At 61.5% G+C, this 13,635-nt stretch carries 14 protein-coding genes; 6 read left to right on the top strand and 8 right to left on the bottom strand.

Going from position 1 to position 13,635, the window contains the following annotated elements; translation table 11 throughout:
* Window positions 1-41: 41 nt before the first annotated feature.
* Window positions 42-1,250, top strand: coding sequence for an MFS transporter (locus WA225_RS02215; RefSeq protein ID WP_422606697.1), 1,209 nt, complete (start codon window positions 42-44; stop codon window positions 1,248-1,250).
* Here WA225_RS02215 and cueR read toward each other — a convergent pair.
* The 3 genes from cueR to WA225_RS02200 all read right to left on the bottom strand — a co-directional run bounded on the left by cueR (window position 1,204) and on the right by WA225_RS02200 (window position 4,523).
* Window positions 1,204-1,617, bottom strand: coding sequence for a Cu(I)-responsive transcriptional regulator (cueR, locus tag WA225_RS02210; protein WP_025111722.1), 414 nt, complete (start codon window positions 1,615-1,617; stop codon window positions 1,204-1,206). The genes WA225_RS02215 and cueR overlap by 47 nt on opposite strands.
* A complete protein-coding gene (gene cueA, locus WA225_RS02205; protein WP_422606696.1) occupies window positions 1,614-4,007 on the bottom strand; it encodes a copper resistance metal-translocating P1-type ATPase CueA in 2,394 nt (797 codons plus the stop codon). Before cueA ends, cueR begins: the two co-directional genes overlap by 4 nt.
* A gap of 132 nt (window positions 4,008-4,139) precedes the next feature.
* Window positions 4,140-4,523 (bottom strand): hypothetical protein, encoded by a 384-nt coding sequence (locus WA225_RS02200; RefSeq protein ID WP_242208408.1) that lies wholly within the window; start codon window positions 4,521-4,523, stop codon window positions 4,140-4,142.
* A 148-nt stretch (window positions 4,524-4,671) separates the two neighbouring features.
* Here WA225_RS02200 and WA225_RS02195 point away from each other — a divergent pair, with 148 nt between their 5' ends.
* Both WA225_RS02195 and WA225_RS02190 read left to right on the top strand, forming a co-directional pair.
* The gene (locus WA225_RS02195) at window positions 4,672-4,869 is read left to right on the top strand and encodes a cation transporter (RefSeq protein WP_422606695.1); all 198 of its coding nucleotides are present in this window, start codon (window positions 4,672-4,674) and stop codon (window positions 4,867-4,869) included.
* Between the two features lie 89 nt (window positions 4,870-4,958).
* On the top strand, window positions 4,959-6,161 hold the full coding sequence (locus WA225_RS02190; protein ID WP_422606694.1) for a multidrug effflux MFS transporter: 1,203 nt from the start codon (window positions 4,959-4,961) through the stop codon (window positions 6,159-6,161).
* Window positions 6,162-6,167: 6 nt separating this feature from the next.
* Here WA225_RS02190 and WA225_RS02185 read toward each other — a convergent pair whose 3' ends face one another.
* From WA225_RS02185 to WA225_RS02175, 3 genes are all read right to left on the bottom strand, one after another.
* Window positions 6,168-6,341 carry a hypothetical protein gene (locus WA225_RS02185; RefSeq protein WP_422606693.1) on the bottom strand — a complete coding sequence of 58 codons (174 nt, stop codon included), beginning with the start codon at window positions 6,339-6,341 and terminating at the stop codon, window positions 6,168-6,170.
* A 159-nt stretch (window positions 6,342-6,500) separates the two neighbouring features.
* Window positions 6,501-7,514, bottom strand: coding sequence for a zinc-binding alcohol dehydrogenase family protein (locus WA225_RS02180; protein WP_422606692.1), 1,014 nt, complete (start codon window positions 7,512-7,514; stop codon window positions 6,501-6,503).
* Window positions 7,515-7,544: 30 nt separating this feature from the next.
* The gene (locus tag WA225_RS02175) at window positions 7,545-7,838 is read right to left on the bottom strand and encodes a putative quinol monooxygenase (RefSeq protein ID WP_422606691.1); all 294 of its coding nucleotides are present in this window, start codon (window positions 7,836-7,838) and stop codon (window positions 7,545-7,547) included.
* 120 nt (window positions 7,839-7,958) lie between these two features.
* On the opposite strand from WA225_RS02175, the gene WA225_RS02170 reads away from it, so the two are divergent.
* The 3 genes from WA225_RS02170 (at window position 7,959) to WA225_RS02160 (ending at window position 11,449) form a co-directional block, all read left to right on the top strand.
* Window positions 7,959-8,888: a LysR family transcriptional regulator gene (locus WA225_RS02170; RefSeq protein ID WP_422606690.1), complete on the top strand. Its 930-nt coding sequence runs from the start codon at window positions 7,959-7,961 to the stop codon at window positions 8,886-8,888.
* A gap of 317 nt (window positions 8,889-9,205) precedes the next feature.
* Window positions 9,206-9,940, top strand: a complete 735-nt coding sequence (locus tag WA225_RS02165; protein ID WP_422606689.1) for an ArsR/SmtB family transcription factor — start codon at window positions 9,206-9,208, stop codon at window positions 9,938-9,940.
* Window positions 9,941-10,066: 126 nt separating this feature from the next.
* A complete protein-coding gene (locus WA225_RS02160; protein ID WP_422606688.1) occupies window positions 10,067-11,449 on the top strand; it encodes an MFS transporter in 1,383 nt (460 codons plus the stop codon).
* Window positions 11,450-11,570: 121 nt separating this feature from the next.
* Here the strand turns inward: WA225_RS02160 and WA225_RS02155 are convergent, their stop codons facing one another.
* A complete protein-coding gene (locus WA225_RS02155) occupies window positions 11,571-12,524 on the bottom strand; it encodes an adenosine deaminase (protein ID WP_422606687.1) in 954 nt (317 codons plus the stop codon).
* Window positions 12,525-12,604: 80 nt separating this feature from the next.
* Window positions 12,605-13,570 carry a 2-oxoglutarate and iron-dependent oxygenase domain-containing protein gene (locus tag WA225_RS02150; protein ID WP_422606686.1) on the bottom strand — a complete coding sequence of 322 codons (966 nt, stop codon included), beginning with the start codon at window positions 13,568-13,570 and terminating at the stop codon, window positions 12,605-12,607.
* Between the last annotated feature and the right edge of the window lie 65 nt (window positions 13,571-13,635).

Below are 13,635 nucleotides of genomic sequence, written 5' to 3'. Positions count from 1 at the left end.
AGTCTACTGTCCACCGCGCCAACCACACTCAAGGACTGAATGTGACCACCCCCCGCAACACCCACCTGATCGTCACCGCCCGGCTGATCTCCGATTTCGGCGCCTTCCTCAACATGGTCGCGTTGGCCACCTACGTCTACCTGCTGAGCAACAGCGCCATGAGCGTCGGGGTTTTCCTCGCCAGCCGCGTGGGCGGGGGGATTTTTGCCAGTCTGATCGGCACTGCGTTTTACCGTCGATGCAGCGGACGTGCGCCGTTGATTGCCTTCGATCTGTTGCGCGCGGCGTTGCTGGGCTTGTTGTTGATCACACCGCTCAGTCAGCAGGCGTTGCTGTTGCCGGTGATCGCTTTCGGTCTGGGCCTGGGCAATTCGATGTTCGCCATCGGTCTCAACAGTCAGTTGCCACGCCTGATCGCCGCCGAGCAATTGCTCAAGGCCAACGCCTGGATCACCTCGGCGTCATCCGCCGCGATGGTCGGCGGCAGTCTGGTTTCAGGTTTGCTGGTCGCGGGGTTTGGCTTTGAAACGGTGTTCGCCCTGAATGCGTTGACCTACGTGCTCGCGGCGTTATTGATTGTGCCGCTGCGATTCGCGCCAGCCACAGTTAACGAAGCACCCGAGCGCGGCGAATGGTCAGCGCTCAAGCAGGGCTTGCGTGCGACGCCGGTGATTGCCGCGATGCTCGCGGTGACCATGGCCGACACCTTGGGCAGCGCTGCGCATAACGTTGGCTTTCCGATCATTTCCAAACTGCTCACGCCGGAGTCGGCGAGCACCACACTGGGGCTGATGCTTGCGGTGTGGGCCAGTGGAAAATTGCTCGGCGCGCGGATCGCCAGCCGCTTGAAAGGCTCGGACAACATCAACCTTGAACGACGGTTTTTCTTCGGCGTGGCGCTGATGTCCTGCGGCTTTATCCTGATGTTCCAGCAACACAGCCTCTACGCACTGCTGCTGTTTTCCTTGCCGGCGGGCTTGGGTGATGGCTTTTCCGAAGTCGGGCTGATGTCGCGGCTGCAACGCGAGCCCGAGCATTTGCGCCTGCCGGTGTTCAGCTTTTTGACCTTGTTGCAAATGAGCGGATTCGGCATCGGCATGCTCATCGCCGCGCCGTTCTACGGGTGGTGGACGCCGGGTGCCGTGGTCATGCTGTTCCACGGCATCCCGCTCACTACCTTGTTGCTGGTGAAAGTTCTGGCGCTCAAGCGCGGGCGGGTTGCGCGCAGCAGCCCGACGCCAGTTCCTTGAGGATCGGGCAATCGGGGCGATGGTCGCCGTTGCAGTGCTCGACGAGGTCTTGCAGAGTGTCGCGCAACTCGCCGAGCTCGCGGATCTTCTGATTCAACTCGTCGATGTGCTGGCGCGCCAAGGCCTTCACATCGGCGCTGGCGCGTTGGCGATCCTGCCAGAGGGTCAGCAGTTTGCCGACCTCTTCCAGGGAAAAGCCCAGATCCCGCGAGCGCTTGATGAACGCCAGCGTATGCAGGTCGTCATCGCCGTAGACCCGGTAACCGCTGTCGGTGCGATGCGCCGCTTTGAGCAGGCCGATCGACTCGTAATAGCGGATCATTTTCGCGCTCAGGCCGCTGTGCCTGGCCGCTTGGCCGATGTTCATCGGTGTTCCTCCAGATCCTTGGGTTTCCAGGTTTTCAACAGTAGCGCATTGCTCACCACGCTGACGCTGGACAACGCCATCGCCGCACCGGCCAGCACCGGATTGAGGAAGCCGAACGCCGCCAGCGGAATGCCGATCAGGTTATAGACGAAGGCCCAGAACAGGTTCTGGCGGATCTTCGCATAGGTCTTGCGACTGATCTCCAGCGCCGCCGGCACCAGCCGTGGATCGCCGCGCATCAGGGTAATGCCCGCCGCGTGCATGGCGACGTCGGTGCCGCCACCCATGGCGATGCCGATGTCGGCCGCAGCGAGGGCCGGGGCATCGTTGATGCCGTCGCCGACCATGGCGACGACACCGGTTTTTTTCAGCTCGGCGACGGTGGCGGCTTTGTCCGCCGGCAGCACTTCGGCGTGGACATTGCTGATGCCCAAAGCCTCGGCGACCACGCGAGCGCTGCCGCGATTGTCGCCGGTCAGCAGATGGCTGTGGATATCGCGGGCGGCGAGTTGTTGCACGGCTTCCAGTGCCCCGTGTTTCAAGGTGTCACCGAAGGCGAACAAGCCGAGCACTTTCGGCTCTGGACTCTGCTCGATCAACCACGACAGGGTGCGGCCCTCGGCCTCCCAGGCTTGGGCGGATTCGCTCAGGTTGCCGGTGCTCAAGGCACTTTCTTCGAGCATGCGCCGATTGCCCAAGGCCAGACGCCGGCCATCGAGATTGCCGGCGATGCCGCGACCGGTGAGTGACTGGCTGTCGCTGACATCGGGCACCGTCAGGCCGCGCTCGGCGGCTGCATCGAGCACGGCTTTGGCCAGCGGGTGTTCACTGCCGCGTTGCAGCGCGCCGGCCAGTGTCAGCAGGTTGTTTTCGTCACCGTCGACGGCGCTGAAATGAGCAATGCGCGGTGTGCCTGACGTCAGCGTGCCGGTCTTGTCGAACACCACACTGCTGACTTCATGGGCGCGTTCCAGTGCTTCGGCATCCTTGATCAGAATGCCGTGGCGCGCCGCGACGCCGGTGCCGGCCATGATCGCGGTTGGCGTGGCCAGGCCCAGTGCACACGGGCAGGCGATGACCAGCACGGCGACGGCATTGATCAACGCGGTTTCCATGGGGGCGCCGTAGAGCCACCAGCCGATCAGCGTGGCCAGGGCAATCAGCAACACCGTCGGCACAAAGATCTGGCTGACCTTATCCACCAGTTTCTGGATTGGCGCTTTCGCGGCTTGAGCGTCCTCAACCAGACGAATAATTCGCGCCAGCACGGTTTCGGCGCCGAGCGCCTGAGTGCGCACCAGCAGGCGACCTTCGCCATTGATCGCGCCACCGGTGACTTTATCGCCCGGTTGTTTCGGCACCGGCAGGCTTTCGCCGCTGATCAGTGCTTCATCGGCGTGGCTCTGGCCTTCGATGACTTCGCCGTCGACCGGGAAGCGCTCGCCGGGTTTGACCAGCACCCGATCGTTAAGGCGCAAAGCACTGATGGCGACATCCTGCTCGCGACCGTCGATTACTTGAATGGCCCGTTCCGGGCGTAATGCCTCGAGGGCGCGGATGGCGCTGGCGGTCTGGCGTTTGGCGCGGCTCTCCAGATATTTGCCGAGCAGCACCAGAGCGATGACCACCGCCGACGCTTCGAAATACAGATGCGGCATGCGCCCGGCGGCGGTGGCCCATTCGTACAGGCTCAGGCCATAACCGGCGCTGGTGCCGAGGGCGACCAGCAAGTCCATATTCCCGGCGCCAGCGCGAACGGCTTTCCACGCCGCCACATAGAAGCGTGCACCGAAAATGAACTGCACCGGCGTGGCGAGGGCGAATTGCGCCCAGGCCGGGAGCATCCAGTGAATGCCGAACGGTTGCAGCAACATCGGCGCCACCAGCGGCAGGGCGAGGGCGATCGCGCAGATCAGCGCCCAGCGCTCCTGTTTCAGCTTCTGTTGCTGGTGATCGGTTTGCGGGGGTTCGGCTTGCCAGATGCTGGCCGAATAACCGGCCTTGGTGACGGCAGCGATCAGGCTTTGTGAGTCGACCTGACCGAGCAATTCCAGGTGCGCGCGTTCGTTGGCCAGGTTGACGCTGACGCTTTTCACTCCGGGGACTTTGTTCAGGGCACGCTCGACGCGACCGACGCAGGAAGCGCAGGTCATGCCTTCAATATTCAATTCGATTGTTTGCTGCGGGACGCTGTAACCGGCGCGTTCGACCGCGTCCATCAACGCAGGAAGACTGTCGCCGGGCGCCTGCACACGGGCCTGCTCGGTGGCGAGATTGACGCTGACGGCACTCGCGCCGCTGACTTTGCTCAAGGCTCGCTCGACACGCCCGGCGCAACTGGCGCAGGTCATGCCGGCAATCGGCAGGTCGAAAGTGATGGAATCGGACATCGGTCGTACTCCCTGTAGTAGATGCCTACAAGGATCAACCTTGCCATGCGGGCAAGGTCAAGCGCCATTATTTGACGCGCCGCAAAACCAACTGTGGGAGCGAGTAGGCTCGCTCCCACAGGTTTGATGTACTCAGTATTCGAGGGCGGCAGGGCGCAGGTACAAACCTTTGGCAGATGTCGCGATCCGGTACTTCACGACATCGCCGGCCTTGAGCGAGATTTCCTGCGCCGGCGGTGCCAGCATTCCCGGCTGGCAGCCCGGCACTTGGCCCGGCTCCAGTTTAAGACGAATGGAAAACGTACCGTGTTGCAGGTTGAACGAGGTGGACTGCTCCTGAAGCAGTCGCCCGGCAAACTGATCCTGAATGTACACGCCGATCTCACAGGACGTCGGCACTTCCAGGCGCTCACGCGAGATGATCAGAACGGCGTAGTCCTCGCCAGTCGCGTTGGCCGAAGGCAGCGCGGCAAAGAGGCTGAGAAAGCCAAACAGGCTGAAAGCTGACCAGCGCATGGCTGAATCTCCTGAATTGAAGTCATTAATGTACGCAGCTTGGCCGAGCGCGGCGCCGAATGCCAGCCCGGCAGTTAATTGAAGAACTTGACCTTGCCATCGTGGCAAGCTCGACACTGCCGGCAACCTCACTCAAAGGAGTCATTCCATGCAAGTGTTCAACGTTCAAGGCATGTCCTGCGGTCACTGCGTCAACGCCATCACCACCGCCGTGCAGGCCAAAGATCCGGCGGCCAGCGTGCGCGTCGATCTGGCGGCGCAAGAGGTTGGCGTCGAGAGCACGTTGACCAGCGATCAGGTCATCGAGGCGATCAGCGAAGAAGGCTACGCAGTGAAACTCGTCTGAAGTTTTATAGTTAGCGAGCTATCGGAATGTTCAAGGCGTCCATGCGCGGCTAGACTGTCGGGCTGCCGACTTGCCAACCTGGATGCCTGATGAACTTCCGTACCATTCTGATTCTCGGTGCCTTGACCGCCTTCGGGCCCTTGGCGATCGACTTCTATTTACCTGCATTTCCGTCCATGGCGCTGGCGTTCGGCACCGACGAGAAACACGTGCAGATGACACTGGCGGCGTATTTCGCCGGCCTGTCCATCGGCCAGTTGCTTTATGGCCCTGTGGCGGATCGTTTTGGCCGACGCATTCCGTTGCTGGTGGGGCTCACGCTGTTCACTCTGGCGTCGTTGGCCTGCGCTTATGCACCGAACCTGGAATGGCTGATCGGCGCGCGTTTCGTCCAGGCGCTGGGCGGTTGCGCAGGGATGGTGATTTCCCGGGCAGTGGTCAGCGACAAATGCGACGCGGTGGGCTCGGCGAAAGTCTTCTCGCAACTGATGCTGGTGATGGGCCTGGCACCGATTCTGGCGCCGATGCTCGGCGGTCTGCTGGTCAACACCACAGGCTGGCAGTCGATCTTCCTGGTGCTGACCGGCTTCAGTGCGCTGGCCGGATTGGCCGTGGCACTGGGTCTGCCGGAAAGTATGCCGGCGCACATGCCGCGCCAACCGCTGTCCGGCGCATTGCGCCAGTACGGTCGCCTGCTCAAGGATCGGGTCTACCTCGGGCATGCCCTGACCGGTGGCATCGCCATTGCCGGGATGTTTGCCTACATCGCCGGTTCGCCGTTTATCTTCATCAAACTGTATGGCGTGCCGGCCGAGCATTTCGGCTGGCTGTTCGGCACCAACGCGGCCGGCTTCATTCTGGTGGCGCAGGTCAATGCGCGGCTGTTGGCCAAGCGCGGGCCGGCGTTCCTGTTGTCGCGGGCGGTCTGGGTCTATCTCGCGGCCGGGTTGACGCTGCTGGCGGTCAGCGCCTTGCACACCGCATCGTTGTGGCCGCTGCTGATCCCATTGTTCATCTGTGTCTCGAGCCTGGGCTGCATCAGCCCCAACGCCGCTGCCTGTGCGATGAACGGCCAGGGTGGTCGCGCCGGCAGCGCTTCGGCGTTGCTCGGCTGCATGCAGTTCAGCGTTGCGGCCGGGGCATCAGCGTTGGTGGGAGTGTTGCACGACGGCACGGCTGTACCGATGGCGATCGTCATCAGTATTTGCGGTGTGCTGGTGGTGGGCGTCGCCATGCTGACCCGACGTCTGCAAAACGCCCGGGCGTTGGCGCAAGCTCAAGCCCAAGCCTAGAAAAACTCAGCCGGCAGCGCGTTGCTGGCTGCGGTCGGGAATCTGATGGGGCGCGCACAGTCGCTCTTCGAGGGTGCGGGTGAAGGCCAATGCTTCGGCTTCACTGCGGAATGTCACGGCGTGTTGGTCCAGACGAACCTGCCATTGAGACTTTGCCACTTCTTTTATCAGGATCTTCATTGCTGACCTCCCTTGCGTAAAAGATGTATCGCAGAGGCTTCGATTGTAGTCCTGAATACGATCGCAATTGTGACAACGGTCAAGCATCGGACTGACGGCACAAACCATCGCAGCCTCGCCAGCCGCTCTAGCGCTGGCGAAGGCTGCGATCTCTGGATTTTAGAAACTTTCTAAAACAATTTTCCCCTTGGCCTTGCCGCTTTCCAGCAACTCATGCGCGCGGCGCAGGTTCGCCGCGTTGATCGTGCCGAAGTGCTCGCCGACCGTTGTTTTCAAAGTCCCGGCATCGATCAGCTCGGCCACACGGTTGAGCAGTTTGTGCTGCTCGATCATGTCCGCGGTTTCGAACAGCGAGCGGGTGTACATGAACTCCCAGTGCAGCGACAGGCTCTTGCGCTTGAGTTTGCTGATGTCCAGCGACTTCGGATCATCGATCAGCGCCAGTTTGCCTTGCGGCGCCAGGGCTTCGACCAGTTGATCGAGGTGCTGGTCGGTCTGGGTCAGGCTGGCGACGTGGGTGACATTGGCGATGCCGGCGCGCTTGAGCTCTTCGCTCAGCGGCTGGCTGTGGTCGATCACCAGATCGGCGCCCAGTTCTTTGACCCAGTCACGGGTCTGCTCGCGGGACGCGGTGCCGATGACTTTCAGGCCGGTCAATTGCTTGGCCAACTGCGTCAGGATCGAACCCACACCCCCCGCCGCGCCAACAATCAGCAAGCTCTGGCCTTCGGCGCTTTGGCCTTCACGGATTTGCAGGCGCTCGAACAGCAATTCCCATGCGGTGATCGCGGTCAGCGGCAGGGCGGCAGCTTCGGCAAAGCCAAGGGTTTTTGGCATATGGCCGACGATGCGCTCATCAACCACGTGCAGTTCACTGTTGCCACCGGCACGGGCGATGGAGCCGGCGTAGAAGACCTTGTCGCCGGCCTTGAACAACGTCACGTCGCTGCCGACAGCCTTGACCACACCGGCGACGTCCCAACCCAGCACTTTCGCTGCGCCGTTTTCCGGGGCCACGTTCTGCCGCACTTTGGTGTCGACCGGGTTGACCGAGATGGCTTTGACCTCCACCAGCAAGTCGCGCGGGCCGGCGACCGGTTCTGGCAGTTCGATGTCTTGCAGGGCGTTGGCGTCGCTGATCGGCAGGGAGGCGTAATAGGCGATGGCTTTCATGAGTGGCTCCGTAGGTAATAGAAGAAGGAATCAGGCAATCGCGCCGAGGCGCTTGAGCTGGAAGTGTTCGATGGTGTGGCCGGCCGTGGCTTGAAAATGCTGGAAGTGCGCGCTGGCGTTGTGGGCCTGGAGAATGTCTTCGCTGGCCCAGTGTTCGATCACATAGAAAACTTGCGGGTCGGCCAGATCGCGGTGCAGGTCGTACTGGCTGCAACCTGCTTCGGCGCGACTGGGTTCCACCAGTGCACGCAGGCCTTGTTCGAGTAAATCTTGCTGACCGGGTTTGGCGATCAGGGTGGCGATGGCAGTGAAGGGCTGGGACATACTCGGCTCCAGAGAAGCGGGAATGAATTCGATGGAGCGATGATTAGCTATTTCTCTGCGAGATAAAACCGGCTAAAAGAGCAGTCTCTTTCAATATTTTTTTGATAATCGAGGCTGAGAATGCTGCGTTTCGATGACTTGCAGTTGTTTGTCCGGGCGGCGGATCTGGGCAGTCTGTCGGCGGCGGCGCGGGTCATGGACATGTCCGCCGCCGTCGCCAGTGCGGCGTTGAAGCGGATCGAGCAGCAACTCGGCGCGCGGTTGTTGGCGCGGTCGACGCGCAGCCTGCGCCTGACCGCCGAGGGCGAAGGCTTCCTTGAATACGCCCGCGCGGCGCTGAGCAATCTCGACGAGGGCCGGCGTTTGCTGGCCAGTGGGCAGGATCAGGTCAGCGGGGTGTTGCAACTGTCGGCGCCCTCGGATTTTGGTCGCAACCTGTTGCTGCCGTGGCTCGATGAATTTCAGCGTGAGCATCCGAAGCTGACGGTGCGTCTGTTGCTCGGTGACCGGATCGCCGACCTGTTCCGCCAGCCGGTGGACATCGCGTTGCGCTACGGCGAGCCGGAAGACTCCAGCCTGGTCGCCTTGCCGATTGCCGCGGACAACCGTCGTGTGCTGTGTGCATCGCCGGCTTATCTGGCGCGGCATGGCGAGCCGCGCCAGCTCGAACAACTGGCCCAGCACAACTGCTTGCTGTACATGCTCGGCAGCCGGGTGCACGACCATTGGAGTTTCCACGATGGCAAACGTGAGGTCGGCCTGACCGTCAGCGGCGACCGTTTCAGCGATGACGCCGACGTGGTGCGTTTGTGGGCGGTGGCCGGGGCAGGCATTGCCTACAAATCCTGGCTGGACGTGGGCGCCGATGTGCTGGCCGGACGCCTCAAAGTGCTGCTTCCGGAACTGCTTTGTGAGCGTGCTCCACTGAATTTGTTGTGCGCCCATCGCGCTCAATTGAGTAAGCCGGTGAACCTGTTGAGGGAAATGCTCGCCAGCCGATGCGCCGAACTGAGTAGTCAATTTCCCGCTTTCCCGAGAGTTGATCATTAGTCGCAGGTAAATAGAGAAATTTCTGTCAGGAACAATCACCACCCGTGCAGGACCCGGCGCAGGACGCGGCGTCCATCCCGCTTATACTAGCGCCCGCCTCATACCAGTACGCGAAGCTCGGCCCGGACGCCGTGATACCGACCGGCCGCTGTTTAAATCATGGCCGCGCCGTGGCGGCGGGTTCGATGCCCAAGCGTGTTGTGTCAATGGCCTGCCTTGCTGCGCTTCATGGCAATTTCCGCGCCTTGGCCGATGCCCCGTTACTGGTCAAGATGTCTGCGAGCAGTAGACGATACGATTCCACAGGGAGTGAATACATGGAACATGCACCTTGCATCAGCCAGATCGCCACGTTACTGGCCGATCCCAAGCGCAGCGCGATGATGTGGGCATTGATGGATGGCTCGGCCCGCCAATCCGAGGAGCTGGCGTTGCTGGCAGGGTTATCGCCGTCATCGGCGAGTGCGCATCTGGCCCGCCTGTCCGCTGGCGGTCTGTTGAAGGTCGAAGTCCGTGGTCGCAAACGGTTTTTCCGGCTCTCGGCACCGGAGGTCGGCGCAGCCATCGAGGCGTTGGCCAGCGCCACCATCGCCAGTGCGCCGCGTGAAGTCGCCGAAGTATTCAAGCGCGCCACGCCCATGGTCAGACCGCAGGCAGCGCCTTCTTCGCTGTTACGCGCACGCTTTTGCGATGACCATCTGGGCGGCACCCTGGCGGCTGATCTGTATCAGCGACTGCTCGATGCCGGCTGGATCGAGCAACTCGAACAGCGCGTGGTGGTCACCCACAAGGGGGCGCAGCAGTTGGCCACTCGCGGCGTCTACATTCAGGCTCTGGCCCATCGCAATGTACAGGTTGCCTGCGCTTGCCCGGACTGGAGCGAGAGACGTCCACACATGGGCGGTTCCCTCGGCGCAGCGTTGCTGCAGTTGTTCATGCAGTCGGGATGGCTGACTTTGCCCAACGACTCTAGGGCACTGCAATTGACCGCCACCGGGCAGCGCGAATTGCAACGGTTCGCTCAGGAAACCGAGCTGGAAATGGCGTTTTAGAGCATTCGTAATCGACGTCAGGACTCCCGGCGTCGTCTACGACTGCGAGCAGGTCGCATCCAGTACGACCTCTGAATCACCATCGCGCACACTCGATCCGGGGAATTTTCGGAGGGGGAGTTCGACATGGATATTCAAGGCTTCAGCGCGGCAGAACGCCTGGAACGCTTGCCGCTGAGCGGTTATCACCGAATCATTTTCATCATCATTGCCCTGGCGTTTTTCTTCGACTCCATGGACCTGGCGATGATGACGTTCCTGCTCGGCTCGATCAAAGCCGAATTCGGCCTGAGCAGTGCGCAGGCAGGATTGCTCGCCAGTTCGAGTTTTTTCGGCATGGTCGTGGGCGCATCGCTGTCGGGCATGCTCGCCGACCGGTTCGGGCGCAAACCGGTGTTTCAGTGGAGCATCGTGTTGTGGGGTGTCGCCAGTTACCTGTGCTCGACGGCGCAAACCGTCGAAATGCTCACGTTGTTCCGCATCCTGCTGGGGATCGGCATGGGCATGGAGTTTCCGATTGCCCAGTCGATGTTGTCGGAGCTGATTCCGGCGCAACGGCGCGGGCGCTACATCGCGTTGATGGACGGCTTCTGGCCGCTGGGGTTTGTTGCCGCCGGGGTGCTGTCGTATTTCTTGCTGCCGCTGATTGGCTGGCGCGACATCTTTCTGGTGTTGGCCGTGCCGGCGGTGTTTGTCCTGGCGATCCGGTTTTTCATTCCCGAATCGCCGCGCTGGCTGGAGCAGGCCGGCAAGCATGAGGCGGCGGACAAGGTCTTGAGCGGAATCGAAACGCGGGTGCGCGCCTCTTTAGGCGGTGCGCTGCTGCCGGAGCCGATTCGCTTGCCGCGCACGGTGACGCCACCGGGCACGTTCTTCTCGGCGCTCCAGCAGATCTGGTCGCCGCAATATCGCCAGCGCACGACGATGATCTGGAGCCTGTGGTTTTTTGCGTTGCTGGGTTTTTATGGGCTGACGTCGTGGCTCAGCGCATTGCTGCAACAGTCGGGGTTCGCCGTGACCCAGTCGGTGTATTACACCGTGCTGATTTCCCTGGGCGGGATTCCCGGGTTTTTGATGGCGGCGTGGCTGGTCGAGCGCTGGGGGCGTAAACCGGTGTGCATCGTCACCTTGCTCGGTGGTGGGGTGATGGCATTTCTCTACGGCCAGAGCGCAGTGTTTGGCGGCAACGTGGCGCTGTTGATCAGCACGGGATTGCTGATGCAGTTTTTCCTGTTCGGCATGTGGGCGGTGCTCTACACCTACACGCCGGAGCTCTATCCAACGTCCGCACGGGCGACGGGCTCGGGGTTTGCCTCGGCCATTGGCCGGGTGGGTTCGTTGCTCGGGCCATTGGTGACCGGGCTGGTGTTCCCGATTACCGGGCAGGGCGGGGTGTTCGCGCTGGGCGCGGCGTGCTTTGCGATTGCGGCGGGGGTTGTGTGGCTGTTCGGGATGGAGACGCGGGGGAAAACCCTCGAAGAGCTGACTGAAGCAGAAGTTATTGGCTGACCCCTAAACCAACTGTGGGAGCGAGCTTGCTCGCGAAAGCGGTGTATCAAACAACATCTTCGTTGAATGACAGACCGTATTCGCGAGCAAGCTCGCTCCCACAAGGGTTTTGCGCTGTTGCTTATGGTTTTACCAGGCGCGCATCCAGGCTGTTCTGCGCCAGGCGTTTGGCCTGATCCTGGGTCATGCCCAAATGCTTATGCAGCGCGTAGAAGTTCTCGGTCACGTAACCACCGAAGTACGCCGGGTCATCGGAGTTCACCGTGACCTTCACACCGCGCTCGAGCATGTCGAGAATGTTGTGCTGCGACATGTGATCGAACACGCAGAGTTTGGTGTTGGACAACGGGCACACGGTCAGCGGGATCTGCTCGTCGATGATCCGCTGCATCAGGCGCTCGTCTTCGATGGCGCGCACGCCATGGTCGATGCGCTGGATTTTCAGCAGGTCGATGGCTTCCCAGATGTACTCCGGTGGGCCTTCTTCGCCGGCGTGGGCTACGGTCAGGAAGCCTTCGTGACGGGCACGATCGAACACACGCTGGAACTTGCTCGGCGGGTGACCCATCTCGGAACTGTCCAGACCGACCGCGACAAACGCGTCACGGAACGGCAGCGCCTGATCGAGGGTTTTCTCGGCTTCTTCTTCGCTCAAGTGGCGCAGGAAGCTGAGGATCAAACCGCTGGTGATGCCCAGTTGTTGCTCGCCATCCTTCAATGCGGCGGCGATGCCGTTGAGCACCACTTCGAACGGGATACCCCGGTCGGTGTGGGTCTGCGGGTCGAAGAACGGTTCGGTGTGAATCACGTTCTGTGCCTTGCAGCGCAGCAGGTAGGCCCAAGTCAGGTCGTAGAAATCCTGCGAGGTGCGCAATACATCGGCGCCCTGGTAATACAGGTCGAGGAATTCCTGCAGATTGTTGAAGGCGTAAGCCTTGCGCAGGGTTTCCACATCGTTCCACGGCAGGGCGATCTTGTTGCGTTCGGCCAGGGCGAACAGCAGCTCGGGCTCCAGCGAGCCTTCCAGATGCAGGTGCAGTTCAGCCTTGGGCAAGGCGTTGAGCCAGTCGTACATATTCTTTTCTCATCAGGTGCAATGACGGCATTCTACAGATGCGCGCCGAAACAATTGGCAAAACCTGACCAAGCGATCGATCAAACGGCTTCCTGCTCGCGGCGATAAGCGTAGGTATCGGCGAAGCGCGACAGCAGGAAATCGGCGCAGGTGGTGGTCGGATATTTCGCCGGATGTTGCGCGTCCTGACAACCGGGCAGGCATTCGATGCGCGTGTCCGGGTGCGGTTCGGCGAAGAACGGCATCGAGTAGCGATCCACCCCGAGCGGGCTGATTACCCGGTGTGGGGTCGAGCGATAACGGTCGTTGCTCCAGCGCGCCATCATGTCGCCGAGGTTGACCACGAAAGTACCGTCGATCGGTGGCGCGTCGATCCATTCGCCTTTGACGTTTTTTACCTGCAAGCCGCCGGCGCTGTCCTGATAGAGCAGGGTGATGCAGCCGTAATCAGTGTGCGCGCCGGCGCCTTGCTGCTCGGCGGAGCTGGCGGTGTGGCGCGGTGGGTAATGGATCATGCGCAGCACGCTGACCGGGTCAACGAAGCGGCTGTCGAAGAAGTCGCGTTCGATGTTCAGGGCGAGGGTCATCGCCCGCAGCAGGGTTTGCGCGAGGGCCTGCATGTCGAGGTAATGCTGCTCCATCAACTCGGCCCATCCGGTTTGCGTCGGATGGCGATTCGGCCCACGCAACGGTTTTTCGGCGAGCACGTCGGGATGGTCGGCCGGCAGGTGCAGGCCCATGTCGAAGGTTTCTTTGAGGTCGCTGGGTTTGCTCGGGTCGAGTTGCTCGGTGGCGATGGCGCCGTAGCCGCGATGGTGACGGGTTTGGGTGATGTCGATCTTGAGTTTTTCTGCTGTTGGCAGGGCAAAAAAACGCCGAGTCTGATCGAGGATGGCGTCGAAGCGTTGCGGCGAGATTGGGTGACCCTTGATGTAAAAAAAGCCCCAGTCGCGGCAGGCCAAGTCGATCTGCTCGGCCACCGCAGGCCAGGCGTTTTCATCGTCGCTATACAGCGGGCTGATGTCGATGATCGGAAGCTGATCCATACACAATCCTTGAAAAGTACGGGAGATCGTTCCCACGCTCCGCGTGGGAATGCCTCAATGGACGC

This window comes from Pseudomonas sp., from assembly GCF_049300855.1.
In the GTDB taxonomy this organism is placed as follows: Bacteria; Pseudomonadota; Gammaproteobacteria; order Pseudomonadales; family Pseudomonadaceae; genus Aquipseudomonas.
The sequence above is the reverse complement of the archived record's forward strand: the minus strand, read 5'-3'. Positions and strand labels throughout refer to the sequence as shown.

Bases quoted from the DNA above. Each gene is read 5' to 3' on its own strand.
- cueR (WP_025111722.1), bottom strand. From the start codon at position 1,617: ATGAACATCGGCCAAGCGGCCAGGCACAGCGGCCTGAGCGCGAAAATG.
- cueA (WP_422606696.1), bottom strand. From the start codon at position 4,007: ATGTCCGATTCCATCACTTTCGACCTGCCGATTGCCGGCATGACCTGC.
- WA225_RS02200 (WP_242208408.1), bottom strand. From the start codon at position 4,523: ATGCGCTGGTCAGCTTTCAGCCTGTTTGGCTTTCTCAGCCTCTTTGCC.
- WA225_RS02195 (WP_422606695.1), top strand. From the start codon at position 4,672: ATGCAAGTGTTCAACGTTCAAGGCATGTCCTGCGGTCACTGCGTCAAC.
- WA225_RS02190 (WP_422606694.1), top strand. From the start codon at position 4,959: ATGAACTTCCGTACCATTCTGATTCTCGGTGCCTTGACCGCCTTCGGG.
- WA225_RS02185 (WP_422606693.1), bottom strand. From the start codon at position 6,341: ATGAAGATCCTGATAAAAGAAGTGGCAAAGTCTCAATGGCAGGTTCGT.
- WA225_RS02180 (WP_422606692.1), bottom strand. From the start codon at position 7,514: ATGAAAGCCATCGCCTATTACGCCTCCCTGCCGATCAGCGACGCCAAC.
- WA225_RS02175 (WP_422606691.1), bottom strand. From the start codon at position 7,838: ATGTCCCAGCCCTTCACTGCCATCGCCACCCTGATCGCCAAACCCGGT.
- WA225_RS02170 (WP_422606690.1), top strand. From the start codon at position 7,959: ATGCTGCGTTTCGATGACTTGCAGTTGTTTGTCCGGGCGGCGGATCTG.
- WA225_RS02165 (WP_422606689.1), top strand. From the start codon at position 9,206: ATGGAACATGCACCTTGCATCAGCCAGATCGCCACGTTACTGGCCGAT.
- WA225_RS02160 (WP_422606688.1), top strand. From the start codon at position 10,067: ATGGATATTCAAGGCTTCAGCGCGGCAGAACGCCTGGAACGCTTGCCG.
- WA225_RS02155 (WP_422606687.1), bottom strand. From the start codon at position 12,524: ATGTACGACTGGCTCAACGCCTTGCCCAAGGCTGAACTGCACCTGCAT.
- WA225_RS02150 (WP_422606686.1), bottom strand. From the start codon at position 13,570: ATGGATCAGCTTCCGATCATCGACATCAGCCCGCTGTATAGCGACGAT.